The sequence below is a fragment of the Vibrio sp. 1F263 genome (assembly GCF_041439035.1).
GTDB classification, from domain to species: domain Bacteria; phylum Pseudomonadota; class Gammaproteobacteria; order Enterobacterales; family Vibrionaceae; genus Vibrio; species Vibrio tasmaniensis_A.
Genome location: NZ_JBGONI010000027.1, coordinates 35,772 through 62,177, shown reverse-complemented (window position 1 = coordinate 62,177; position 26,406 = coordinate 35,772). Strand labels below are relative to the sequence as shown.

The 26,406-nt window shown below is 47.2% G+C and carries 13 protein-coding genes; 8 read left to right on the top strand and 5 right to left on the bottom strand.

What is annotated here, in order from left to right:
- Window positions 1-113: 113 nt before the first annotated feature.
- The 8 genes from ACED25_RS16335 to rnd all read left to right on the top strand — a co-directional run bounded on the left by ACED25_RS16335 (window position 114) and on the right by rnd (window position 8,218).
- Window positions 114-314 (top strand): hypothetical protein, encoded by a 201-nt coding sequence (locus ACED25_RS16335; protein WP_009847305.1) that lies wholly within the window; start codon window positions 114-116, stop codon window positions 312-314.
- Between the two features lie 150 nt (window positions 315-464).
- Window positions 465-2,393, top strand: a complete 1,929-nt coding sequence (locus ACED25_RS16330) for an ATP-dependent DNA helicase (RefSeq protein ID WP_012604520.1) — start codon at window positions 465-467, stop codon at window positions 2,391-2,393.
- A gap of 58 nt (window positions 2,394-2,451) precedes the next feature.
- Window positions 2,452-3,153, top strand: coding sequence for a tRNA (adenosine(37)-N6)-threonylcarbamoyltransferase complex dimerization subunit type 1 TsaB (gene tsaB, locus ACED25_RS16325; protein WP_371695684.1), 702 nt, complete (start codon window positions 2,452-2,454; stop codon window positions 3,151-3,153).
- A gap of 91 nt (window positions 3,154-3,244) precedes the next feature.
- Window positions 3,245-3,550 (top strand): hypothetical protein, encoded by a 306-nt coding sequence (locus tag ACED25_RS16320; RefSeq protein WP_004734193.1) that lies wholly within the window; start codon window positions 3,245-3,247, stop codon window positions 3,548-3,550.
- A gap of 39 nt (window positions 3,551-3,589) precedes the next feature.
- Window positions 3,590-4,150, top strand: a complete 561-nt coding sequence (locus tag ACED25_RS16315; protein WP_017079484.1) for a Slp family lipoprotein — start codon at window positions 3,590-3,592, stop codon at window positions 4,148-4,150.
- 47 nt (window positions 4,151-4,197) lie between these two features.
- On the top strand, window positions 4,198-5,154 hold the full coding sequence (locus ACED25_RS16310) for an alpha/beta fold hydrolase (RefSeq protein ID WP_371695683.1): 957 nt from the start codon (window positions 4,198-4,200) through the stop codon (window positions 5,152-5,154).
- A 106-nt stretch (window positions 5,155-5,260) separates the two neighbouring features.
- A complete protein-coding gene (gene fadD / locus ACED25_RS16305) occupies window positions 5,261-6,955 on the top strand; it encodes a long-chain-fatty-acid--CoA ligase FadD (protein WP_004734190.1) in 1,695 nt (564 codons plus the stop codon).
- A gap of 144 nt (window positions 6,956-7,099) precedes the next feature.
- Window positions 7,100-8,218 carry a ribonuclease D gene (rnd, locus tag ACED25_RS16300; RefSeq protein WP_032500282.1) on the top strand — a complete coding sequence of 373 codons (1,119 nt, stop codon included), beginning with the start codon at window positions 7,100-7,102 and terminating at the stop codon, window positions 8,216-8,218.
- Window positions 8,219-8,312: 94 nt separating this feature from the next.
- On the opposite strand, the gene pfaD is transcribed toward rnd, so the two are convergent.
- Genes pfaD through ACED25_RS16275 form a run of 5 tightly spaced genes read right to left on the bottom strand, consistent with a single transcriptional unit; the run spans window position 8,313 to window position 26,006 of the window.
- Complete coding sequence (pfaD, locus tag ACED25_RS16295) at window positions 8,313-9,950, bottom strand: eicosapentaenoate synthase subunit PfaD (RefSeq protein WP_371695682.1); 1,638 nt, start codon at window positions 9,948-9,950, stop codon at window positions 8,313-8,315.
- A gap of 30 nt (window positions 9,951-9,980) precedes the next feature.
- Window positions 9,981-15,929, bottom strand: a complete 5,949-nt coding sequence (locus tag ACED25_RS16290) for a beta-ketoacyl synthase N-terminal-like domain-containing protein (protein WP_371695681.1) — start codon at window positions 15,927-15,929, stop codon at window positions 9,981-9,983.
- Window positions 15,926-17,974 carry a PfaB family protein gene (locus tag ACED25_RS16285; RefSeq protein ID WP_371695680.1) on the bottom strand — a complete coding sequence of 683 codons (2,049 nt, stop codon included), beginning with the start codon at window positions 17,972-17,974 and terminating at the stop codon, window positions 15,926-15,928. Before ACED25_RS16285 ends, ACED25_RS16290 begins: the two co-directional genes overlap by 4 nt.
- Window positions 17,974-25,815: a phosphopantetheine-binding protein gene (locus tag ACED25_RS16280; RefSeq protein WP_371695679.1), complete on the bottom strand. Its 7,842-nt coding sequence runs from the start codon at window positions 25,813-25,815 to the stop codon at window positions 17,974-17,976. Before ACED25_RS16280 ends, ACED25_RS16285 begins: the two co-directional genes overlap by 1 nt.
- Window positions 25,815-26,006, bottom strand: a complete 192-nt coding sequence (locus ACED25_RS16275; protein WP_371695678.1) for a hypothetical protein — start codon at window positions 26,004-26,006, stop codon at window positions 25,815-25,817. Before ACED25_RS16275 ends, ACED25_RS16280 begins: the two co-directional genes overlap by 1 nt.
- Between the last annotated feature and the right edge of the window lie 400 nt (window positions 26,007-26,406).

Sequence of the window (26,406 nt, the reverse complement as noted above, 5' to 3'; positions counted from 1 at the left end):
AGTTTTTCGATAGAAAAAAAGGCAGAAGCTTCATTTTTCAAGTTTTGACCGTAGTACGCATTTGAACTTCAACCGAGGCATTGACGCTTTGGCCAAAAATAGAGGTGATACTTATGGATAAAGAGTTACTAGCAAAAAAACTGTACTGCAAACGAGTGAATTCATTAGCGGGAAGTACAGAGTTAGATGGTAATGTTCTAGATGAAATGTGGGAAAGTAAAACCTCACCAACCGATGCAGTGAAAGCCATGCAGCCTTGCGATAATCATTTTGAAGGCGCCCCTTGGTTGTCGCGTTATCTCAGCCGAAAATAATAACGATTCTTTGATTTTTATTTCTTCAATTCTTACCTTCTAGGTAGCTTAACCCAAACCAAACACCTCCGGTGCGAAGTCATTCTTGATTCGCGCCGGCTCACTAAACCTGCCATAATTCGCCTTCTATTTTTCTAAACTTCGTACTCTATGATATCTAAAACGTTTTCTGCTGATGGTGCTTTGGGTAAAGCGATCCCTGGGTTCCAACCTCGACAAGCTCAGCTAGACATGGCTGAAGCGGTTTCACAGGCTATTGAACAACAGAGCCAATTGGTCGTTGAAGCGGGAACGGGAACAGGTAAGACGTTTGCTTATCTAGTGCCAGCACTGCTGAGTGGTAAGAAAACGATCATCAGTACGGGGTCTAAAAACCTTCAAGAACAGCTGTTTCACCGAGATTTACCATTGATGGTCGATGCGCTTGGTTTTTATGGTCAGGTTGCGTTACTCAAAGGCCGTTCAAACTATTTGTGCTTGGACAGGCTCAGTCGTCAAATGATCGAGAGCCATGGCACTCACACCGATCCAACGCTGTTAGCTCAGTTGGTGAAAGTGCGCAGTTGGTCGTCAGCGACTCAAACTGGCGATTTAGGTGACTGTGATGATATTGCTGAAGATAGCCCGGTCATTCCAACCATTACCTCGACTAACGACAACTGCTTAGGCAAAGAGTGCCCAAGCTACACCGATTGCTTTGTGCTGAAGGCGCGTAAAAAAGCGATGGATTCTGATGTTGTTGTAGTGAACCACCACTTGTTTCTCGCGGATTTAGCGATCAAAGAAACCGGGTTTGGTGAGCTGATACCTGAAGCCGATGTGTTTATCTTCGATGAAGCGCACCAACTTCCCGATATCGCTAGCCAATACTTCGGACAATCGGTTTCCAGCCGACAGATCCAAGAGCTAGCCAAGGACATTGAAATCGCTTACCGAACTGAAGCCAAAGACATGCGCCAACTGCAGAAAGTAGGGGATAGGCTCGTTCAATCGTCAGCCGATCTACGCATTGTGCTTGGCGATACGGGCTTTCGCGGTAACTGGCGTGAAGCATTGAAGTCAGAGTCGATTGCGAGAGAGCTAGTTCGCTTACAAGATGCGTTGCAACTGGCCGTTGATGTATTGAAATTAGCATTGGGTCGAAGCCAGTTGTTAGACACGGCTTTTGAACGCGCCACTATGATCAAGTCGCGCATTGAACGTGTATGTGACGTGTCGATTACTGGTTATTCGTATTGGTATGACACCACGCCACGACACTTTGCTTTGCACATCACGCCACTCTCAGTCGCCGACAAATTCCATGAGCAGATTGAGCTAAAACCGGGTGCTTGGGTGTTTACCTCTGCAACTTTGGCGGTGTCGGACGATTTCGATCATTTTACTTCTCGATTAGGACTAAAGCCGTCGGCACAGTTTTCACTACCGAGCCCGTTTGATTACCCAAATCAGGCGCGTTTGTGTGTGCCTCGCTATCTACCAGAGCCGAATAGCCCGGGCTTAGCGGACAAGCTAGTAAGAATGCTGACCCCTGTGATTGAGCAAAACCAAGGTCGCTGTTTCTTTTTATGTACCTCACACAGCATGATGAAAGAATTGGGTGAACGGTTCCGCGAAACGCTCTCGGTTCCCGTTCTGCTGCAAGGTGAGACAAGTAAGCAAAAAACCTTAGCAGAATTCATGGAATTAGGTAATGCATTGCTGGTGGCCACGGGGGCTTTCTGGGAAGGTATAGATGTTAGGGGCGATGCATTAAGCTGTGTTATCATCGATAAATTGCCCTTTACAGCCCCTGATGACCCTTTGCTTAAGGCTCGAATTGAAGACTGTAAGTTGAAAGGGGGTGATCCTTTTGCACAAGTACAATTGCCAGACGCAGTGATTACCTTGAAACAAGGTGTCGGTCGATTGATACGTGATAAGCGCGATAATGGCGCTTTGATTATCTGCGACAACCGATTGGTGACTCGCGATTACGGTGGCATATTTTTGGCGAGTTTACCGCCTATCCCACGTACTCGTGACTTAGGGGTCATTAAAGAATTCTTAGCTAAAGACCATTCAACCGCTGCTGAGTAATTGGCATTGTTGAGCTTAGCCATTATTTTAGATTAGATAACGAATATTTGAGACACAAATGAGCGCGAAAATTCTTGCAGTAGATACCGCAACTGAAAACTGTTCAGTTGCACTAGTAATTGGTGACCAGGTGTTCGCACGTAGCGAAGAGGCACCTCGAGACCATACGAAAAAAATTCTACCTATGGTTGATGAAGTACTGAAAGAAGCGAATGTTGCTTTAACCGATATCGACGCGATCGCGTTTGGCCAAGGCCCAGGCAGTTTCACGGGTGTGCGTATTGGTATCGGTATTGCTCAAGGCTTGGCTTTTGGTGCTGATTTACCGATGATCGGTGTGTCTACACTGGCCGCGATGGCGCAAGGCAGCTACCGTAAATTTGGTGAAACTCACGTAGCTACAGCGATTGATGCTCGCATGAGTGAAGTATATTGGGCTCGTTACAGCCGTGAAGACGATGGTCGTTGGACTGCGGTTGATGCGGAATGTGTCACGCCTCCAAGCGAATTAGCTGCGCAGCTTGAAGCGGATTCTGAGATATGGGCAAAAGTCGGCACCGGTTGGGAAGCGTATGCAGAGCACATGGACACACTAGCGATTAACACCAAAGCGTGTGAAGTCCTGTTTCCAGAAGCTCAAGACATGGCGTTCCTTGCTCAATTTGCTTACGCAGAAGGTAAAGCGGTTGCAGCAGAAGAGTCTGAGCCTGTTTATCTTCGTGATAAAGTGACGTGGAAGAAACTGCCAGGTCGAGAGTAAATACGCATTATTTTGGCTTTGCATTCACTTTGCAGAGCCAAAATAAAAACAGATACACAATCATTAACATCAGGTAATAAACTCTTTAAGCATGGTTTCACTAAACGGCTTACCTCCTTCTTCGATAGGCAATACATCCAAAACCAATCGAACCAACAAAAAGAACGAGGTAAAAAAAGGCGATGCAAAAACCTCAGTTGGTCAGCCAACTAAGGTCGCGAATGCTGTCTCGCATTCGATTCGCCAAGTCAAAGAATCTGAGATTCACAAAGCTCAGGTTCAATATGATCTTCCAGAAGGGCGTGGACGACGTGCGATGGAAGAGTATATGGACGTGATGAATCAAGCTAAAAAAGAGGAACTTGCGAAGCTTATTGGGGTCGATATTTATATCTAGCTTTGTGCTTTCATTTATCCTTTTCTAAGGACCAGCATTATGTTTTCTCTCATTTCTAAATCTCGCTTATTTTTCCTTGTCGCCTTCTCTTCGATGGTGATGGGTTGCTCATCTCTACCAGAAGAACTTAATGCAAACTCTGAACAGGTGGTAACTGACTACCAAGAGTGGGTAAACACAGTGCCAGACGCTGGTGATGTTCGTTTAGGTGGTGTGATTGCTAAAGTCACTAACTTACAAGATAAGACTCGTGTTGAAGTGGTTAACTTGCCGATCTCAAGCAACGGTAAGCCAGATATTGATGCCGAGCCAAAAGGGCGTTTTGTTGGTTACATTGATGGTTACGTAGAACCTTTGAGCTTTGCTGAAGGCCGTTTAGTCACCTTGGTTGGAACATCAAGTGGTACTGAAGATGGCACCGTTGGTGATTACCCTTATACCTTCCCAGTAATGAATGTCTACAACCAACGTTTATGGCAGATTACCGAGCGAGTGGTCATCAACGACTTTGCGCCAACTTACTACTCTTGCCGCAGTTTGCATTGTCGCAGCTTTCAAACCATGCCTAAGTCAGGCCGTGTGATTCAAGATGTGGAATAGTTGAACCTGAAATCGACACACTAAACGATAGGGACACCATACAATCAATGATTGAAAAGTCATATTCCCTTGCGAGCGGGACGCTTGCAACACAACAGATTGTCAACTCAAAAACGACCGCAACGACGGTCGTTTTTATTCATGGTTGGCTAGATAATTCTGCAAGTTTCACTCAGGTTATGCCGCAAATAGCCAAGCTTTCTCCAGATACTCACCTCGTTGCTATCGATCTCTTCGGACACGGTTTCTCGTCGCATAAACCGGGGAGTTATTACCCATTTCACGACTATATTGATGATTTGCATCAGTTGGTGACTAAATTATCGCCAAACAGACTGGTACTGGTAGGACATTCACTTGGTGCATTGATCGCAAGTTGCTATAGTGCCGCCTTTCCTGAAAAGGTGTCAGGATTAATTCAAATTGAAGGTCACGGACCTCTTTCTGAAGCTCCCCACGAAACAGTCTCTCGTTTGAGAGATGGGGTACTCAGTCGTCTTCGACAGCGAAGAAAACCTTCACGTCCTCTGGCAAGTCTTGAGGATGCTATTAAGCTGAGAGCTCACGCCAATCAAATCAAAGCAGAACTTATTGCTCCTATTGTTGAACGAGGAATCGTTGAGCTAAGTAATGTTGATCGGACTGTTGTTGCTCAAGCTGCTTTTGAGGAAGCGACAGTAGATCAAGCTGCTTTTGATCAAGCGACTGTAGCTCAAGGGAGTGCCGAGTTTGATAACTCTTGGCAATGGCGATGCGACCCTAACCTAAAATGTGACTCGTTATATCGAATGTCACAAGCGCATGCTGAAGCGATCATGGCGGCTATTGAATGCCCTCAATTAATAGTTTTAGGGAATGATGGATTCCGACATTTGCAGCATAATCGCTACAAATCAGCCCATAGTTCTCTGAATATAGAGACTGTTCCTGGCGGACATCATTGCCATTTAGAGAGCCCGGAGCTAGTTTCAGAGCTAATTCTTGGTGTAGTTAACAAAATTTAAACAAGTGTTTGAGCCTTTTAGTGCTCATGCACTAAAGCTGTGCTGTAATACCGCAATGATAAAAAGCGGCGAAGCAGTCGTCAGCTGATAAACGAGGAGTAACATAGTGGACAAACCTTGGCTTTCACGTTATCCAAGTGACGTACCAGAAACGATCAACCCAGATCAGTACCCATCTCTTATTGAAATGTTCGAACAGTCAGTACAGAAGTACGCAGACCAACCAGCATTCGAGAACATGGGGTCTATCATGACATTCCGTAAGCTTGAAGAGCGCAGTCGTGCTTTTGCTGCTTACCTGCAGAATGATCTAAAACTGAAGAAAGGCGATCGTGTCGCGCTGATGATGCCAAACCTGCTGCAATACCCAATTGCACTCTTTGGTGTACTGCGTGCAGGTATGATTGCAGTGAACGTCAACCCACTGTACACGCCTCGTGAACTTGAACATCAATTGAATGACTCTGGCGCAAAGGCGATTGTTATCGTTTCTAACTTTGCGAGCACGCTAGAAAAAGTCGTTGATAAAACACCGGTTAAACACGTTGTACTAACCAGCCTTGGGCAAATGCTGCCAAGAGCGAAAGGTACGATTGTCGACTTCGTAGTGAAATACGTAAAAGGCATGGTGCCTAAGTACGATCTGCCGGGTGCTATCTCATTTCGAAAAGCACTGCATAAAGGCCGTCGCCTACAGTACGTGAAGCCATTTATGGCAGGTGATGACATCGCATTCCTACAGTACACGGGTGGTACAACGGGCGTAGCGAAGGGCGCAATCCTAACGCACCGCAATATGATTGCGAACGTACTTCAAGCGAAAGGGGCATATAGCCCGGTACTGCAAGAAGGCCGTGAATTGGTGGTAACGGCACTGCCGCTTTACCACGTGTTCGCACTGACTGTGAACTGCTTACTGTTTGTTGAAATGGGCGGTCGTAACCTTCTGATCACCAACCCGCGTGACATTCCGGGCTTTATTAAAGAGCTGCAAAAGGTTCCGTTTACCGCGATTACTGGCGTAAACACCTTGTTCAATGCGCTAGTCAATAACGAAGATTTCCACGAGTTGGATTTCAGTAATATGCGTTTATCTGTTGGCGGTGGTATGGCGGTTCAACGCGCTGTTGCTGAGCAATGGAAGAAAGCGACAGGTGTCCACCTACTGGAAGGCTATGGTTTAACCGAGTGTGCTCCTTTGGTCACGGGTAACCCATACGATCTGAAAGACTACACGGGTGCAATCGGCCTACCAGTACCATCAACAGAAGTTCGTATTGTTGATGATGAAGGTAAAGTGGTTGGCAATGACCAAGTGGGTGAATTGCAGGTTCGTGGTCCTCAAGTGATGCAAGGCTACTGGCAGCGCCCAGAAGCGACCAAAGAAGTGATCGACCAAGACGGTTGGTTATCGACTGGTGATATCGTTAAGTTTGATGACGAAGGCTTGCTGTACATCGTAGACCGTAAGAAAGACATGATTCTTGTGTCAGGATTCAACGTTTACCCGAACGAGATTGAAGATGTTGTGGCTCTGCATGGCAAAGTGTTAGAAGTTGCGGCTATCGGCCAACCTCATGAGGTGTCTGGTGAGCTGGTTAAGATTTACGTGGTGAAACGTGACCCTAGCCTAACCAAAGAAGACATTATCGCGCACTGCCGTGAACACCTAACTGGCTACAAGATCCCTAAATTGATTGAGTTCCGTGAAGAACTACCAAAAACCAATGTAGGCAAAATCTTACGCCGAGTGCTTCGTGAAGAAAACGACGCAGAGCTTGCCAAACGCGCAAGCGAGTAACTAGCTCATTTACGAGAAGATGATGCACCACAAGCCATAGCAGCGCTTAATCTAAGCGAGCGCTGAAAAATGGTGTTAGAATGCCGACAGTTAATGTCGGCATTTTTGTATCCGGCGATCAAAGTAAAATCAGTGAGAGTTTTTGTGGATTATCAAATCATTACCCAAGTTAAAGACCTTGAGCGAGTTTGCCAACAAGCACGTGAAGCCGATGTTGTTATGCTTGATACAGAGTTCGTTCGTACAAGAACCTATTACCCTCAATTAGGCTTAATTCAGTTATTTGATGGTGAAACGCTGTCACTGATTGATCCTATTGCTCTTGATGAAATGACCCCGTTTGTTGGGCTGTTGAAAGACACGTCAGTACTGAAAGTGTTACATGCGTGTGGCGAAGATCTAGAAGTATTCCAGAACGCATTTGGCTGTACGCCAACACCAATGGTTGATACGCAGATCATGGCAGCCTTCTTAGGTCATGGTCTTTCAACTGGCTTTGCGGCTCTAGTTTCTGAGTTTGTAGGTGTTGACCTAGATAAGAGTGAATCTCGCACCGACTGGCTAGCGCGTCCGCTTTCTCAAAAGCAACTCGACTATGCAGCGGCAGACGTTCACTACTTGATGCCAATGTACAACAAGCTTCTCGAAAAAGTGATGGAAGCGGGCTGGTGGGAAGCGGCGCAACAAGAGTCTGATTTACAAGTGGCTAAGCGCATCCGTAAAGCAAACCCAGATAACGCTTACCTTGATATTAAAGGCGCGTGGCAGCTAAAGCCTCAACAGTTAGCGATCTTACGACCTTTAGCAACTTGGCGTCTAAAAGAAGCAATCAAGCGCGATTTAGCGCTGAACTTTGTCTTTAAAGAGCAAGACTTATGGGCAGTAGCGCGTTTTGCGATGAAAGACCCTAAGCACATGGAGCAAGAAGGTTTTGATTACCGCTCTGTACGTCGCCATGGCGCTAAAATCAGTTCAATCGTTAAGTTAGCTGAGCATACGCCAGAAGAAGAATACCCTGCGCCAGTAGAACGTCTAATGGACTACCCAGGTTACAAGCAACTCTTCAAAGTGTTGAAAGACGAAGTGAAAACAGCATCACAGCACAGTGGCTTAGCGACTGAGTTTTTGGCATCGAAGAAGCAACTTAACCAAGTGTTAAGCTGGATTTGGAAGTACGATCGTAACCCAGAGAAGCTGCCAGATGTTATGCAAGGTTGGCGCTTAGACGTGGTTGGCGAGAAGTTAAATAAAGCGATCAAATAACCAACGACTGCAATGACATTTCGATGATTCAAAGAAAAGCGACCTAATTAAGGTCGCTTTTTTATTTGGTAAAATTTAGCTAGCTACTCGGCACTTAAGCCATTCTTTGCGTCGGCTTCCAGCGTGCTAGTTCCGGATCAAGCTTGATACCTTGTGAGGTCAGCAGGTTAACACGAGCTAAGTACGCAGCACCGTGCATCAGATGCTTAGCAAGATCAACGGCATTACGCTGCTGGTAATCATCTAGATAGCTGTCTTTTGCCCATGCGTTGAATGCGCCAAGTGCAGGACCTGCCCATACTTGGTAATCCATCTCACGGCCTTGTTCACCTGTGTTTGACCAACGACTTGAAAGACCCAAGTACCAACGGAAAATCAACGCCATTTTACGTTTCGGGTTACCTTCAGCACGCTCGATCTGTTTAGGATCGCGCTCGTTAAAGTGAGCCACAGTGCCAGCCCAAATATCATCTAGTGTTGAACGGAATACCTGCTTCTCAAGCTTTAAGCGTTCTTCACCTGGAATCGCTTCAATCGAGTCGTAACGTGTGTATAGCTCATACAGTTTGTTGGCACGCATTGGGAATAAAGTGCCGCGTTTAACCACTTGCAGTTTCACACCCATTTCGAACATGTCTGCTGCCGGAGCCATAGTCACGTCAGCCATTTCAGTTGTTGAAAGCAGCTTACGTGTGTGTTCGCTCGCACCAGCCTCAACACACGCTTGGTTAATAGAGCCAGTAACAATGTATGCCGCGCCCATGTTAAACGTCGCTAGAGCAGCGTCAGGCGTACCTACGCCACCACCACAACCGACACGCAGTGGAGTTTTGAATTGATACTGTGCTTGAATCTGCTCTTTTAGGGCAAGAATCGTTGGTAGTAGGGTAACCAGTGGGCGATTATCGGTGTGACCACCAGAATCGGCTTCTGCGGTAATGTCATCAGCCATAGGAACCAGCTGTGCCAGTTCCATTTGTTCTGCTGTGATTCGACCTTCATCAACTAGAGCTTGCAGCATTTTCGCAGGAGCAGGCTGCATAAACTTGCTCGCAACTTCAGTACGGCTTACTTTGGCAATTACCTTGTTGCCGACCTGAATCTCACCTTGTGCATCACGGCTAAGACCTGCTGCACGGTAGTGAACGATTTGCGGTGTTAGACCCAAGAAGGCAGAAGCTTCAACAGTTTTTACTTTATGCTTCAAAAACAGCTCAACACTGCCGCGCTCTAGCGCGGGTTCGCTTGGGCTGTGAATCAGGTTAAACGCGTAAGGGCCGTTTGGTAGTGCTGCTTGAATACGGTTAATCGCTTGCTCAACGCGAGATGGGATTAAGCCCGCCGCGCCAAATGAACAAAGAATACCAGCTTGACCAAGCGCAATCACTAACTCTTCAGATGAAATGCCGTTTGCCATTGCGCCCGCATAGTAAGCGTATTTCACGCCGTGGCAGCGACGAAAATCTTCGTCGCCTAGGCTTTGTGTACCAAGAGCTGGAGCAAAAGCGCTAACAGGTTGGTTGTTCGCTGAACTTGCTGAATCGCCCGATGTAATCTCTGCTTGTTGGCTAACGCCTAAGCCTTTTTCTGGGTGGTTCACTACGTAACAAGCAAGGCTTAAATCTTTCAAAATTGTCGACATTGCTGCGTTATCAAAGTGAGTTGTGCTCTCTTTAATCTGCCAAGGCCACGGAGATAGCTTTTCGTTATTGATAGTGGTTTGAGTTGTCATAATTATTTCTTTCCTAGTCCCGTGTCAGGCTTATGCTTCTTCGATACAAATTGCGATGTCTTTCACTTCGTAAATACGCAGACCATCTTTGCTCAGGTTTGCGTCGCCAACGATGATACGTTTACCGTCTTCGTCTTTAATCGCAGTGATGTGTACATCCAGTGACATTTGTTTGTTCAGAGGGTTAATCTGACCACGATATTTCCATTTCACTTCAGATTGGATTTGACCAAACTTAGGATTACGGAAGCCAGCGCCAAGGTCTTTGTTTAGCGCATAGGTTTGCATCAGTTCGATGATCGCTTCGACACCAAGAGAACCTGGCATTACCGGGTCTTGATGGAAGTGGAACTGGAAGAACCAATCACTTGGGTCAATCGTACGCTCAGCGTATAGGTAACCCAGACCGTCTTTACCACCATCGCTGGTGATCTGCACCGTATCGATAAAGTTCAAGCGACCGCCAGCCAGTTGGTAGTGCTCTTGCACTTCGCCAGTAGCAGAAACAGGTGCATTGAAGTAACGCGTCGTTTTGTCTAGCAGATTGATGTTTACATCCGGCGTGCGGTTGTTATCAACGTGCCAAGGGTGAGTCACTTTACCGTTGTCCAAACCCAGTTGATCTTTCAGTGCTGCGCCTTTGAAGTAACCAAATACCGCTGTACCTTGGTAGAAAGGCACGCCGTCAGTGCTTAGTTCGAAGCTGAAGCTCTGTACGATGTTGGTGCCCATCATTACGGTTGAAAGCAGACGAGAATCGTTGGTGATCGTTTTGCCACGCAAGTCGACGTTACGCAGCATTTTGCCGCTGCCATCTAGGTTACGGAAAAACAGTTCTTCACCTGGGAAGCCCAGTGTTGTGCCCATGTAGCCTGAGATAAAGCCGTTTGGTTGCAGTGAAATCTCCATCAATACCGAGTAAGGCATTAGGGTCTGGTGGCTGTTTTCATCAAAGTACCATGCATTCTCTGGCACTTCGTATTCTGCGATACATGATGAAGGCTTCTTGAAGTCGCCACGCTTACCGTCGATCTCAACAACACGAGTAGTTAGCTGTAGGTCGCCACACGGAGTACGTGGTGGAATCATTCCACGGTAGATAGAGAAATCAGGACCGAAACATTTCTCGATATCGCCAGTCGCGAATTCGAACATGTGATAAGGCGTGAATGGAACCGTATCGGGTGTGCGGTTCGGGTAATCAGGAGTTACCGGAGCTTCAACGTGTTGAAGAGGAACTACACCTTTGTTAGGCGCCGTTTCTAGGTCTTCAATTTGAGCCATGAGTGGCGCATTTGCTGAAGCCTGTTGGTTCACTGCTGGTGTATGGCCCAAGCTTTTATGGTCCAAGTTTTCGATAGCAGGGGTCGCGACAGCTGTTTCTAAAGAAGGCAGGTAACGAGTACATTCGTCGTCTTCTTTGATCATCACACCCAAGTTTTGGAAATCAACGATCACTTTGCCGTTGAGCAAAATATCGATGTTAGCTTTTGCGTATGGGCGAGGGCTTAGACCAATCTCAGTCACTTCCATGCGGTACGTCAGCTCTGCCGATTGTGGTAGCACCTGTCCACGACAACGTACTTGTTGAGGCGCATTTTCAAGCGGTTGGAAACGACCATTTTGAACAAGCGTGTGCATGCCAAGGTGCATCATGAAGAACTGAAGCAGTTGACCACAACCTTCTGCCATCAAAGAGCCAGCCATTACTGAGTCATCTTTGAAGTGACAAGGGAAGTACCAGTGCTCAGGCTCTAGCTGTTTATGGCCTTCAATCAGACCAAGTCCCCATGTGCCGCCTTGCGGTTCAACACGGCTGACCTTTTCGATCATCATGAACTTCTCTGAGCTGAAGCATAGAGAAGGCTGGTGGCGATCAGATTGGTGAGTCGGGCCAAAACATTCTGCGATGTTTGCAGTCAGTAGGTGGCGCAGTTCTTGGTGGTTGAACTGGGTTTTAGGGCAGTGCAACATTGGGTCGAAGCGTTGCTTAGTTGCAAGCTTACGAGCCTTGATTTCATCTTCAGTGTGAATCACACCTTTGCCGTCTGCTAGCTCTTCATCAGTGAAGAAGCCCGCACAGCCGTTATCCATTTTCAGGATCATCTTGTCGCCAACGAAACATTCGTACGAGAAGAAGAACAGTAGCGTGTCGCCATTGCGAGCAAAGTTGTTGATTGAGATATCGTAACGCAGCGTATCGCCACCACGAGGCAAGTCACCAAGGAAGGTCAACGTACAATCAAGCAGGCGATAAACACGCTCGCCTTTGTTTTCGAAATCAATGCCTAGGTAGCTGATCAGCATTAGGTCACACTGACCAGATTCTACCGCTACAGCCCAAGGAATCTGACCATCGACAAGATACGGCGCATCAACGGGGATGTCGTATTCGGTGGTCATGGTGCTTGGCTTGTACTCGTTGACTGTCGCGTTGAGCTTAGTCACACGAGATACCAATAGGTAATCGGTGGTTGGTAAACGAACGCGGCGCGAGTAGCTATCGATGATCGCGTAATCAGGGCCAAATACGTTGGCGATGTCGCCTTCAGCGTATTCAACCAGATCATCGTAATCCCAAATGCATGGCTTACGGATAGGTTTTACTGGTGCTGGCGTCGCAAGTACGTTGACTGGTGTTGACTGAACAGGAGCCGGTTGAGCTTGAACAGGCTGAGCTGACGTTTGTTGGCCATTCGTTTGTTGAGAAGCGGCTGAGCTATCTAAACCAGACGTAACTGCGTTTAGCTGTGCTTTCAATAGTGCATCAGCCATCTGCATGCCTTGGGCACGAGTGTGCAGGAATGCTTTGTGTACTTGCTGCGCTGCTTGCTGGTTCTGAGCAAAAGCTTGGTTGTGTGCTGTTACAGACGGCTGTGATGCTGCATCCGTATTAGCGTCGATATTCGATACGCCATTTTTAGCGGATAGGACATGAGTCATATTGCTGTGGTTACCTGTTAGCTGACTGTGGCGAGTTGGCGCCAGAGTAGGGGATACTGATGTAGGAGTTTCGATTACTGGCTCTATCGCGTTGTTCGTTAGTGCTTTCTTCTCTAACTCTTTTTGCGCAAGGGCTGCTTGAATGCTTGCTGTCGTTGGAACCGACGCGACTCTTGCTGCTTGTTTACCAGAAGCTTTCTGTTGAATTGTTGCCAAGTTAGTCACTGGGGTTTGGGCAATATGTTGATAAATATCGCGACCACCCAATGTCACTTGCTTAACCAATTGACGTTTAGCATCACTTGCCAGTTCACTGCTTAAACGAATCGATAGTGATTGAGATTCAACACTCGATTGGCTTAGTAGCAGCTGTGAGCATTGTCCTTCGCTGATGTTGGCAACAATCGCGCTCTTAGAGCTGACTTTTGGATTCAGAGACTCAAGGTTCAGGTTGAGCAGACCGTGTAGCAGACTGGCCATGCCAGAAGCTGCAGAGCAGTGACCAACACGTTGACTCGCTTGAGTCGTCCTTGTGCTCGCTAAACTTAGAGACGAAGACTGATATGATGAAGACTCTGGTGCATGGTTAAGCTCAAGCAGAGAAACATCGTTCGAGCTCATACCGACTTGAGTCAATAACTCATCAGAAACGGCTTTGCTATGCTCGCTTGAACCAAAGGCCAATGCGTTGATGCTGCCGTAAGCCGTATCTTGGTTGCTCGCTACTCGACTCTCTTCAACAAGAACAATCGCACCTGCGCCTTCGCCCACATTCCAACTGCCGTCTTGCGGTTGTCCGAATTTTGGAGCAAGCGACACTGGGCTGACGCTGTTCTTCAGAATCACATGCTCTGCACTGCCACTAAGGTCAACGGCTGCAATCACGACGGCATCCATGGATTCTTGCGACATCAAGTTTTGCGCGACATCGATACAACGAGCAACCGACTGTTCAGCGGCTGAGATCGTAAAGGCAGGGCCGTTAAAGTCCCACAATGAAGATATACGCGAAGCCATGATGTTACCGATGAAACTGGTGTATTGGTTCAGCTTGGCTGCGTCCATCACACTGTCCATCGCGATGGTTTCTAGCGATTGGTATTCATCTTGTGTTAGCTCAATACCCATGTTGGCAAAGCTGTCAGCCAATTGGCTATGCAGGTTTACGCGTCCACGGAATTGGTGCATCTCAAGCTCTGTTTCCATCGCAACGAGTACTGCAACCTTTTGGCCTGCTACAAGCTTGGCATCTTTGATGGCTTCGTCTGCAACTTTCATCAGTAGCAACTGCTGAGAGATCAAACGGTCATCTTCATTAGGCGGCACTTTGAAGCGTAGGAAATCGAGATCGAACTGATCGATGTAGGCTCCGTTTGGAATGCCGTGTAAACCAAACTGATTCAGTAGTTCTGGATGTTGGTCTAAGCCTTTCCAGCGTTTTTTAGGCAAAGCAATGAAAGCATCGTTGTTGGTTTCAATCGCAGTGCTTAGCGCATTGATGCTTTGCAGAGAACCGAAGTGAGACGCTAGACCAGTAATGCTTAAATTAGACGGCTGTAGGCTTGGAGATGCTGACTCTAGAGTCTGGTTTACATGACTCGTGTCTGAATACGCTTCAAGCAGTAAGTGAGCATTACAACCACCGAAACCAAATACAGAAACACCCGCGCAGCGCTCTGAGTTACCCGCTTTACTTGGCCAAGGTTGAACCTGCGTTGGCAGAGTCTGTGGGCCAAATAAACCTTCAGGCGACGATAGTGGCTTGTCCAAATTAATACTTGGCGGAAGTACACCTTCTTTCATCGCAAAGATCATCTTCATGATCCCTGGCATACCCGCCGCAGTCAGTAAGTGACCGAGGTTTGACTTCGCAGAGCCAATTAATGGCGGGTTAGAACCATTCAATTTGTCAGCAAAGAAACGCTCCATTGAGGTTAACTCAACCTTGTCACCTAATGGTGTGCCGGTTGCGTGACACTCAATCACTTCAATGCTGTCTGGTGATAGGTTTGAAGCCTCGTAAGCGCGTTCAAAGGCTTGTACTTGTCCTTTGCTGTTTGGGCTTAATACGAACTGGCCACGACCATCGTTCGACAAGCCAATACCGCTGACAACTGCATAGATATTGTCGCCATCACGTTCTGCATCAGCTAAGCGTTTTAGGACTAAAACACCGGCACCTTCGCCAGCAAACAGACCTTTACTGTTGCTATCAAACGGAACCGACACACCGTGGTCAGGGTAAGCGTGGAAGATGGAAAAACCCATGTTGATAAAGAATGGGTCAGCACCTGATACCGCGCCTGCCAACATCATGTCGGCCTTGCCCGTGTTCAAGTAATCACACGCTAACTTCAATGAATACACTGAGCTTGCACATGCCGCATCTAGGCTAAGTTGCACGTTGCCTAAACCTAGCGCATCAGCCACTAACTTAGAGGCGTTATGTGCTGCAGCACCATTGATAGGGTTGAGGTCTTGCGCGGTTTCATTGGTTGGTAGCAGTGAAAACTGGTCATTAGCCAATTTAGCTTGTAGTGCTTTCTCGACCACCGAGTGATACATCGGCAGAAACAGATCGTTTGAGCGTGTGGTTGGGAACGAAAGGGCACCCATGATCACGCCTGTGCGCTCTAAAACATCGGCATTCAGATCAATACCTGCGTCGAATAACGCCTTACGACTGGTGTCCAAAGCCCATAGGAAACTCTGGTCAACACCGTTGAACGATTCTGCTGTTAAGCGGTAGCCATTGCTATCGAAATTGAAGTTTTCGATGTAGCCGCCTTTATCACAGTAAAAGCGGTCTGATTCGCCTTGCACGCCCTGATAGCTTTCAGGTTTAGCACCTAACTTTTCAGCGCTTAATGTGGTGCGAGAATCTTTTTTATCCAGCAAGTTTTGCCAAAAGTCTTTTGGCGTATCCGCTTCTGGGTATTGGTTAGCAATACCAACAATCGCGATCTTATTGCACTTCACTTGCTGTTTGTTTTGAGCCTGATATTTATATTGAGATGGTTTCGATTGAGAACTCATACTAGCTCTCCTTGATGATTCACTGTGCTGTCTTTAGATACACCTCTGAATTGCTTAGCGGTGGTGATCTGTTGTTCTAGCCCTTGAATAAGGGGCTCGACAGACAGTGGAATTTGATGAGTAATGAGCTGACCAATACACTTGATGAGCGTGACAACATCGTCACCGCCTTTGGCATTGGAAGCGATTGTGCAGTACTGGTCGGCTACGTCGTCGCTACGATTGATCTTGTCGATCAATGTGCTGGTTTGACGATCGGCACCTACTTCGACAAACAGACGCGCACCTTGTTGACGCGCACTCTGGATCAACGCGGTGAAATCTAACGTTGAACAGAAAGTGTCGGCAATCGAAAGGGCGATGCTGTCGCTGTCGATATTGATTGGTGCGCCAGTCGGTAGACCTGCTGCGCTGATAAAGCGGATATGCTTTGGCAATTCGTCGAACAGTGATTGCGTGTAAAACTCACGCACTTGGCTATGCTGACTCAGCGCTGGTGTGGTGTGCATCGCAGTAACACGGTTCGCGGCAATGCCACGTTTACCAAGCTTTTTGAGCAGAGCTCGACATGTACTTTCACAACCGGCCAGTACGCAAGTATCACCTTGGATGATAGCGAGATAAGCGCGCGGAAACTCTGGTAACAGAGCTTCAATCGCTTGCGCATCACTGCGAACCACAAAGCTGTTCCATTGGATGCTTTCGTCGCTGTTCAACTGCCAATCTTGACGCACTGCGGTGAGTTCACCAGAAATAGCCGTCGTGAAGATAGGACTGGTTTGAGTCATCTCAATCAGCGCATGTGGGTTTTTCCAAACATTTAAGCTGGCCCACATGGAGGCTTCACCTTTGGAGTAACCCAAAGCGAAATCTGGCTGCACTTTGAATTCATCACACAAGAGCTGCGTTAGTAAATAACTACTGCCGACACCTGCAATGGCCAATTCACTGAGCGACATTTCTTGCGCGTCGTCTGCGTAGGTTTTTTCTGCCTGCAGCATCTCTTTCAAGTTACCTTCGCGCTCTAAACGAGCAAATAACTGTGGGAAATGTTGGTGAAATTCGCGCAACATGCCGGGATAAACCGTGCCAACACCAGGGTAAACAAATGCAACGCCACCTTCGCTTCGAGGCTTCGGTGAGAAACAACTGCCCGCAGGCGTTTTGTATTGGTTATTGTCAGCCATTACTTTTGGCAACGCATTTTCTAGCGCAGTGATCTCTTGTATTGCAGCCTCAATTGAAGCCGCTTGAATCACGATGTTCGCACCACGGCCAGCATTGTGTTGAACGCTTTGAAAGTGGCTTAGGTTTGAATGCATCAAGCTGGCGATAGCAAGTTCGCTGTCCGCCGAATCGTTAACGCATTTAAGCTCTTCTCTTAACGAGATTAACTGAGAAACCAACTCGGCTTGTTCGTTGCCTGAAACCACAAACATCAAACGCTCGCTTGATAGCAAGGGTTTTGGTTCTCGCAAACCGGTCGCTTGAGTCAATATCAGGCTGGTGGATTTTTGGCTATCGTCACTGAAAGTTAACGCAGTAACACGCGCTTTGTTCGGCTCAGTGAACCAGTAATTATTAGCTAATGAATGGCTCGGCAATGAACGGCTCGATATCGCATTAACCATATTCAACAACTCATTAAACTGCTGCGAAGCAGAAAGTGCAGAATATTGTTGTTGATGGCTTAAGTCTGAAGCTGGGCGGCGTGCAATTTCCAGAGCAAGCTGAACGCTATCTTCGGTAGCTGCATCTACAAAACTCGCTAGATAAGCGTGTGGGTGAATCTTGCTTTGAGCCGCGGTCAGTGCACTCAACATCACCAATGATGGAGAATGAGAATCCAAACAAAGCTTAACAACATTACCTTGATTGACTGTCTCGATGGCGTGAGCAAGTGCTTGATTAAAATTGCCATCAACCACAACAGTAACAATCTCTGGAAGCGAAGGTGATAAGTCGGCAGAAAGCTCAGCCGCGTTTGCTAGCTGAGATAAAAGAGCGATGCGCAATGGCATCGCTTTATTAGTAGGAACAGTCACTATGACAATTGCTCCTTTTCTGCGTTTTTAGTCGCCTCTTTCTTTGATTCTGCTGAGCTAGACTTCGGCAAAAATGCGTCGTTTAAGCTCTTGCTGATGGTGACTTTTGCACCTTTCATTACCGCACTTAAACGACCATCTTGGTGGTAAAGCGAGATATCAGCTTGCAGAGAACGAGCCGTGCTTTTTATCACGCTCAGCTCTAGCCAACCTTGGTCACCATTGTGCATCGGTGCGTAACAAATAAACTCACCGATTGCAGACGGTAGGCTTGCCGCGCCGTATTTCAATCGAGCCCATACCAGCATTGCTTGTAACAGATAATCTTCAGCAAATGGTTGGCTATCGCCAAAGCCTTGCTTAGGAATAAATGATCCGCAGTCGCTGTTTTCAATCTGAGGCAACTGGCATTGAACCAATAAGCCTAAGTCGTCAAAGCGTTCAACTGAGGTAATACCTTGTAGTCTTGGTCCGTGAAACAGAGTGCCGTCACTGTATAGAGCTTGTGCCGTTGTTACAGGTGTTGAAGTGTTGGCTTCAAAGCGCTTTTCTGACGCTTGTTGAACATCTTCAGACACTTGCACAGAGGCAACTTGCAACTGAGCTTGATACTGTGGTCGCCCTTGGCAACTGATCACCGCTTTTAGCTGCTCTTTTGATTTAGCATCAGAAGAAAGAACCAGTTTTAGCTCTTGCACTTCATCAGTATCAAAAATCACACCCTTAAGCAGTTTGTAGTTGTGAACGCTAACGTTCACCCCTAACAGTTGCTCTGCCACCTCTCGCATCCATTGGATGGCACACACTGTCGGTAACACTGGGTTACCGGCAATGCAGTGATCTTGAATGAAAGGCAATGCCTTTGGATCAAGATGACGTGTCACAGTGATGCTTGTATTCAGCGGACTCTTTGCAAGATGCACAGACTCCGCATTAAGCTTTTTTACAGCAGCTTCCTTGTTGTCAGAACCTTGCATGCTCGTACCAACCAGCAGTTGAATGCCAGTTTCGTTCAGTAGTTGAGAGCTAAACAGCTCTGCACCCGCCTGAAGAGGAATCACGTACACACCGCGCTCTGTAAACATACGTTTCAGTGCTGCGTTGACCATGCCACCGTCCCACGGTCCCCAGTTGAAGCTCATCACTTTCGCTTGAGGGTTGCGAGCAGACAGCTGTAGAGCCGCTTTGTTCAGGATTTCGTTAGACATTGAGTAATCGCTTTGGCCTGTGTTTCCGTAGAAACCCGCCGCCGAAGAAAACATCGCAATCAGTTTTAGCTTGCTGCTATCAAGACCACCAAGAACCGCTTCTAGTCCGCCCACTTTCGTGCCGTAAACCATGTTCAGTTCATCAAGTGTTTTATCTTGAATGTGTTTGTCAGCCAGTACACCTGCACCGTGGATAAGACCCGTGATGCCGTCGAGATTCACCAGCGTTTTCGCTACTGACTCATGGTTCGATACATCTAGACTTAGGTATTCAGCGCTCGCGCCAATCTCGTTGAAAGCGGCAAGTGCTGCGTTGATTTCAAGGCTGCTCAATACAGGTTTTAGCAAGGCATCAACTTTCTTTGGCGTTGGTTTATCACCTGTTGCTTGTAGGTGAGCAATAGCCGCTGGTTTTAACTCTTTCTCTTGCTTGCCTTGTGCCCACTGAGGTAGCTCAGCTGAAGTAATATGCTTACTACGACCTGCAAGAATGAAGTGAGACTTACATTGCTTAGCAAGCGTCAGTGCACATTCAAACGTCACGCCTTTAGCACCACCTGTTACGAGAACTTTGTCGCTCTTAGTAAGTTGAGCGCCTGTGTTCTTCGTTTGTGCAGCACCTGGTGTTGCAGCAATCAATGTTGCACGACCAGATTCCCCGTTTTCCGCATGGCTAAGGCCGATTTCAACCGTATTGGTATCGACATCGAACAGTTCGCCTGTGATAGCTTCAGCTAGGTGACGAGCATCAATAGAAGCGTCTGCATCCAATGCTCGGCAGAACACGTTTGACCATTCATGGCTCAGTGTCTTGGTGAGACCAGACAGCGCCGCTTGGTTAAGTTCCGCATTCATCAATTGCTTAGCATCTAGGTAACCAAAGCCACCATCGATACGGCTTAGTGTGAAGAACACGCTACGACCAGAAACCGCATTCAGTTGGCCATTTAGGTGCTTGGCGAATAAGAACGCTGTCGTCAGTGAAGCTCTTGAGTCTGCATTCAAGTTAACCGCTTGCTCGTTGCTTTGTTTAGCATCAACGATAGCTTGTAGGTGAATGAAGCCCGCAATCACTTTGTTCGACGTTTTAAGGTCTGCTTCGATGTCGTTAATCACAGCTGTCACACCAGCATCATCGATACTGTTAAGTGTGTAGCTTGCGATTTCACTGTTTAAAGGTGACGCGGCAGAAAGAGCACTACGCACTACAGCAACTTGAATGCCGTTAGCGGTCAACTTCTCTGCTAGAACACCAGCGTTGTGACCATCATCTGTAATCACGACACAAGCGTCTTTTGAGAAACAATCGACGAGTTTATCTGCCGCTGGTAGCTTTTTTAGCGCTACCTCATTGTGTGGAGGAAGTTCCGCTGTCGCTGTTTCTGCGATAGGCGTTACCGATTCAGCTTTAGGAGTCGCTACGGGTGCAGCAGCGGATAGCTTGCTTTGCATGTAGGTAACGATTTCACCAAGCGTACGACACTCAGCTAGGTCTTCAGGGTTTAGTTCTGGCAGCGTTGGTAGCTGGTCTTGAACTGTACCTAAAATCTCAACACGTTTGATTGAGTCGATACCAAGGTCTGCTTCCATGTCCATCGCTAGGTCGAGCATTTCTGCTGGGTAGCCAGTTTTATCGGCAACCACTTCCATCATTGTTGATTGAACATGAGCAGGATTTAGGTCATTGCTCGTGCTTTCTGTAGCAGGAGCTACTGTCGCTGCTTCCGAACTAGGAGCTAACTTGCTGTTCATGTAGTCAACGATTTCACCCAGAGTACGACACTCAGCTAGATCTTCAGGGTTCAGCTCTGGCAATGTTGGTAGTTGATCTTGAACTGTTCCAAGGATCTCAACACGTTTGATTGAGTCGATGCCAAGGTCTGCTTCCATGTCCATTGCTAGGTCGAGCATTTCTGTTGGGTAGCCCGTTTTATCAGCTACTACGCTCAGCATTGTGCTTTGAACTTGCTCCGCATTTAAACCATTTGATACTGCTTGCGTTGGTACAGATACTTGAGCCGCTACTGGAGCAGAAGCTGGAAGTTTGCTGTTCATGCTTTTAGTATTCATGTAAGCAACTATCTCGCCTAGAGTTCGACACTCAGCGAGGTCTTCAGGGTTTAGCTCTGGAAGAGTCGGTAGTTCGTCTTGAACCGTACCTAGGATTTCAACACGCTTGATTGAGTCGATACCAAGGTCAGCTTCCATGTCCATTGCTAGATCTAGCATCTCAGTCGGGTAGCCCGTTTTCTCTGCTACAACTTCTAACATCGTCTTCTGAACAACAGCTGCATCTAGTCCATTGTTAGCTGCTGCTGGAGCAACTACTTCCGTTTGTGCTGCAACTGGTGCAGAAGCCGGAAGTTTACTGTTCATGTAGTTAACGATTTCGCCAAGAGTGCGACACTCAGCTAAGTCTTCAGGGTTCAGCTCTGGAAGAGTAGGCAGTTCATCTTGAACCGTACCAAGAATCTCAACACGCTTGATTGAGTCGATGCCAAGGTCTGCTTCCATATCCATTTCTAGATCAAGCATTTCCGTTGGGTAACCTGTCTTCTCAGCAACCACTTCTAGCATGGTTTGTTGAACGACTTTTGCATCAAGACCGTTAGCGGCTTGAACAGGAGCGGTTGCGCTTGGCTGTGCTGCCACAGGCGCTGATGCTGGCATCTTGCTGTTCATGCTTTTACTGTTCATGTACTCGACGATTTCACCAAGAGTACGACACTCAGCTAAATCTTCAGGGTTCAGCTCAGGTAGGTTTGGCATTTCGTCTTGAACGGTACCAAGGATCTCTACGCGCTTGATTGAGTCGATGCCAAGGTCTGCTTCCATGTCCATTTCTAGATCAAGCATTTCCGTTGGGTAGCCCGTTTTCTCGGCAACGACTTCTAGCATCACTTTTTCAGCATCGGCTGATTGTACTGCTACTGGTGCAGCCACGGGAGCCGGTTGCGCTTTAACTGGAACAGGTTGAGCTGCAACAGGCGCTGCCGCTTGAGCCGCTACTTGTGGTGCAGGAACGGCTTTCTGGACTGGAGCTTGCTGAACTGTTGTATTTTGAACTGGCGCAGCTTGTACAGGAGCAGCTTGTACAGGAGCAGCTTGTACTTGAGCTACAGGCTCTTGAACGATAGCTGTTGGAGTAGCTTGAATTACTGGCTGAGCATTTACAGACGCAACGAAGGTTGGTTGTGCCGTTTGTACTGAACCTTGCGTCAGCATATTAAGTGCAGAGCTGTTGCTGTGCGCTTGCATTTCTAGGTAATGAGCGTGAGCTTTTAGCGTTTCAGCTTGGTGCTGGTGGAACATTTCCATAGAACGCTGTAGGTTCTCAGGAATTGCTACGCCTGCTGTTGCCATTTTCGCTTGCTCAGACATTAGGGTGTTGAACGTGTCACCGTATTGCTGAGGAATCGCCAAGAATTGCTGATGTACTTCTGCTGCTTGTTGTTGAGCATTGAAGAACGATTGCAGTGAAGATTCATCAACCGTTACGTTAGACGGGGCTGTTTGAACCACTTGAGGCTGCTGAGCTGTTGTTGCTACTTGTGCGCTTGGTGCTGGAGCAGCTGACTGTTGTACATTTGAAGCTTGAGGAGCAGCCACAGGTACTTCAACGATTTCTGTTTTAATCACTTCTTTTTCCACGATTTTCTCGACTTCAACTTTCACTTCAACAATCTCAGTCTTTTCGGTGACGTTGCCCGAAGCCAATGATTGATCCATTTTCTTACGAGTAGCAGGGCTGATGTAGTTGGTTGCATTCAGCTTGATGTTCATTGGTGATGCCTTCGCAGGTTCAGCAATGTCAGCTTGGTAAGGGTCAATGTTGTCTAATGAAACACCTGCCACACACAGTTGAACCGCAGCTAAGCGAAGCTGTTGGTCACTGTCGCCTTTAGGGCTTGGGTTGATGCTGATTGCGTAAAGTTCTTCGTTCTTATCAGCCAATGTTTTTTCAACCAGCTTTTGAAGAATGTTTTTCGGACCGAACTCAACGAATACGCGCGCGCCTGCTTGATACATCGCTTCAATTTGCTCGCTGAAACGAACCGATTGCAGCATGTGTTGCTTGAACGCTTTCTTGATCGCTTTAGCGTCTTTGCTGTGCAGTTTGCCCGTTGCGTTCGAGTAAAGCGGCAGCGTTGGAGCGCTGAATGAAGCTTTATCAATTGCCGCAGCAAATGGCTTTTGAGCGTGAGCAACAAGTGGTGTGTGGAAAGCACCGGATACTGGTAGAGCAATCGCTTTGAAGCCTTGTTCTGTTAGCGCTTGTGCTGCTTGTTGAACCGTTGCAGTTGGACCTGCAATAACCAGTTGAGTCGGAGCGTTGTAGTTGGCAATGCTCACGCCTTCGAATTGGCTGATGCAGCTTTCAACGGCTGGAAGTTTGTCTGCGTCTAGGATGACCGCAAACATCGTACCGCTGTCACCTTGTTCTGGTGTTGCAGCCATCGCATCGCCACGAGCGAAAGCTAGCTGGTAGTAATCGTCTTGCGAGATAACACCCGATGCACATAGTGCGCTTAGCTCACCAAAGCTGTGGCCTGCGACCATGTCTGCTTTGAAGCCAGCTTGAGTCATGATGTCGAACTGACCCATAGACACAGTACCAATCGCACTTTGCGCATTGGCCGTGTTGGTTAACACCGCTTCTTGAGCTTTGGTTGCTTCTGGTGTGAAGGTTGGAATTGGGAACAGAATTTGCGACAGAGCCGTTTTCTTGTGTTGACCAAATACCTGATCCGCTTGAGCAAGCTGTTGGCGCATTTCAGGGTAATGACAAGCAAGCTCGCGACCCATGTTTAGGTATTGCGAACCTTGACCAGCAAATAATGCAGCCACTTTACCAGCACCGTTTTCAGCAATCAGTGCCGACTCACGGTAGCTAGTACCGTTTGGCATCTGCCAATGTGTTTTGGTTTGGCTCTCAAGCATAGAAACCGCTTGAGTCAGTTGCGCTTGAAGGTCTGCTTGGTCAGTTACAACTAAACCAAGACGAGCGTGCTTAGCGTCTACTTCGCGTAGAGCGTGCTGCTCAGCAAGCGCTTCTAGTTTGAATGCGGCATCTGCAACTTGAGTTGAAACCTGCTTGAGCTCATTGATCAGTGCTTGACGAGATTCCGCGCTGAATAACAGAGTTTGCGGTACTTGGCGTTGACGGTATTTGTCACCGCGAGCGTGTTCTGGCGTGTACTCTTCTAATACAACGTGGAAGTTAGTGCCACCAAAACCAAATGAGCTGATACCTGCACGGCGTGGTGTGCCGTCGACACGTTTCATCCAAGGACGCGTTTGTGTGTTTAGGTAGAACGGTGAGTTCTCGATATCCAGTTTAGGATTCGGAGCCGATACGTTGATCGTTGGCGGCAGTACTTTGTGGTGCAGTGCTAATGCAGCTTTGATTAAACCTGCAGTACCCGCGGTTGATTTGGTGTGACCAATTTGAGATTTCACAGAGCCTAACGCAATGTGTTGCTTCTCTTCATTGTTCTCACTGAATACCGAGTTTAAGCCACCAAATTCAGCCACATCGCCCGCTGCAGTACCTGTACCGTGCGCTTCTAAAAGGCCAAGTGTGTGCGGTGCGAAACCAGCATCATCGTAAGCACGTTTTAGTGCTTTTGCTTGTCCTTCAGGGCGAGGTGCGTAAATACTCTTGAACTTACCATCCGAAGAAGAACCGACACCTTTTATCACTGAGTAGATTCTGTCGCCGTCGCGCTCTGCATCTTCAAGACGCTTAAGAGCAACCATGCCGATGCCTTCACCAATCATCATGCCTTTTGAGTCGATGTCGAAAGGTTGAATGGTTTCATTGGTGGTAAACGCAGGTGTTTTAGAGAAGCTCATGTACATGGTTGGTGAGTTATCAGTACACACACCACCTGTGATCATCATTTCACTGCGGCCTTCAACCAGCTCACTTAGAGCCATACGCATTGCGGCTAGAGAGCCTGCACACGCAGCATCTACTACACAGTTGATGCCACCAAGGTCAAAGCGGTTAGCAATACGACCTGAAATTACGTTACCCAATGAACCAGGGAATGAGTTCTCTTCCCAGTGGATGTATTGGTCTTGGAATTTTTTGATCAGCATTTCGCTGTCGTCGTCGCTGATACCACTGCTCTTGAAGACTTTTTTCAAAACAGGGTATTGAAGACGAGCATTTAGGCTTTGAGCGATCTTTTGACCACCACCAACACCCAGCGTGATACCGATCTTATCGCGATCGTAGCCTTCAGGCAGCTTGGCATCTTCAAGTACTTCTTTTGCAACGATCAGAGAAAGCAGCTGCGACGTATCAGTCAGTTCTAGGATGTTTGGCGGAAGGCCGAACTCCATAGGGTTGAAGTCCACTTCAGGGATGAAACCACCGCGCTTACAGTAAGACTTGTCTGGCGTAGTACGATCTGAGTCGTAGTAATCTTCTGGACGCCAGTGCGTATCTGGTACTTCAGTAATCGCATCGATCTTTTCGCTGATAAGGTCCCAAAATTTATTCAGGTAGCGAGAGTTTGCAAACATGCTCGCCATACCAACGATAGCGACAGGCATATCTTTAAGGCGTTTATTCAGTCGAGTATCGTCGACTGATTCCGGTGTATTTGTCTCGGGTTGGCTCATTATGAGTCTCCACTAGAAATCACAGAAAGTGATGTCGTGTTTTGAGGCTGCGCTTTTAAAATTAAAGAAAGAAAATCTGAAACAGATTTAGGGAAGCGCAGCTGAAAATTCAGGTTGCTGAGTGGCGGCAACCAGATAGAAATTAGTTTTTCGAAGTGCGTTGACTTACGAGTGTGGGGGAGGTGTTTCATGCGCGACGGTGGCATTCAAATGTTGAGGCGATGTCCATTAAAATCCTGTTCAAAGTCTGACTAAACGACAAGTCGGTATCCGCAAAGAAAACGTGTGAATTTGTTTAATGGTTGAGCAGGCTACCCGAGGTGAGTGGTCGATACAATGCTCCCAGAGGCCACTATGATCTGTTCAGACCAGATGAATTTGGCATGAGTTTGATTTTTGTATTTTTAATTTGATTAACTTATTGATAATTAATGGGTATGGGTTGTTTTTTAGTGTTTTTACTCTATATTTTGACTTGGTGAGATCTATGTCATATTTTTGTAAGTAACATTTAATGGATGCCTCTTGTATAAGGCTAAGTGTGATCTGTGTTTTAATTTGTTATTATTTGAAAAATTAGTTTTAAGTCCT

Excerpts from the sequence above, each read along its gene's own strand:
- tsaB (WP_371695684.1), top strand. The coding sequence starts at position 2,452 with ATGAGCGCGAAAATTCTTGCAGTAGATACCGCAACTGAAAACTGTTCA.
- ACED25_RS16275 (WP_371695678.1), bottom strand. The coding sequence starts at position 26,006 with ATGAAACACCTCCCCCACACTCGTAAGTCAACGCACTTCGAAAAACTA.
- pfaD (WP_371695682.1), bottom strand. The coding sequence starts at position 9,950 with ATGACAACTCAAACCACTATCAATAACGAAAAGCTATCTCCGTGGCCT.
- ACED25_RS16320 (WP_004734193.1), top strand. The coding sequence starts at position 3,245 with ATGGTTTCACTAAACGGCTTACCTCCTTCTTCGATAGGCAATACATCC.
- ACED25_RS16330 (WP_012604520.1), top strand. The coding sequence starts at position 465 with ATGATATCTAAAACGTTTTCTGCTGATGGTGCTTTGGGTAAAGCGATC.
- ACED25_RS16335 (WP_009847305.1), top strand. The coding sequence starts at position 114 with ATGGATAAAGAGTTACTAGCAAAAAAACTGTACTGCAAACGAGTGAAT.
- ACED25_RS16290 (WP_371695681.1), bottom strand. The coding sequence starts at position 15,929 with ATGAGTTCTCAATCGAAACCATCTCAATATAAATATCAGGCTCAAAAC.
- ACED25_RS16280 (WP_371695679.1), bottom strand. The coding sequence starts at position 25,815 with ATGAGCCAACCCGAGACAAATACACCGGAATCAGTCGACGATACTCGA.
- ACED25_RS16310 (WP_371695683.1), top strand. The coding sequence starts at position 4,198 with ATGATTGAAAAGTCATATTCCCTTGCGAGCGGGACGCTTGCAACACAA.
- ACED25_RS16315 (WP_017079484.1), top strand. The coding sequence starts at position 3,590 with ATGTTTTCTCTCATTTCTAAATCTCGCTTATTTTTCCTTGTCGCCTTC.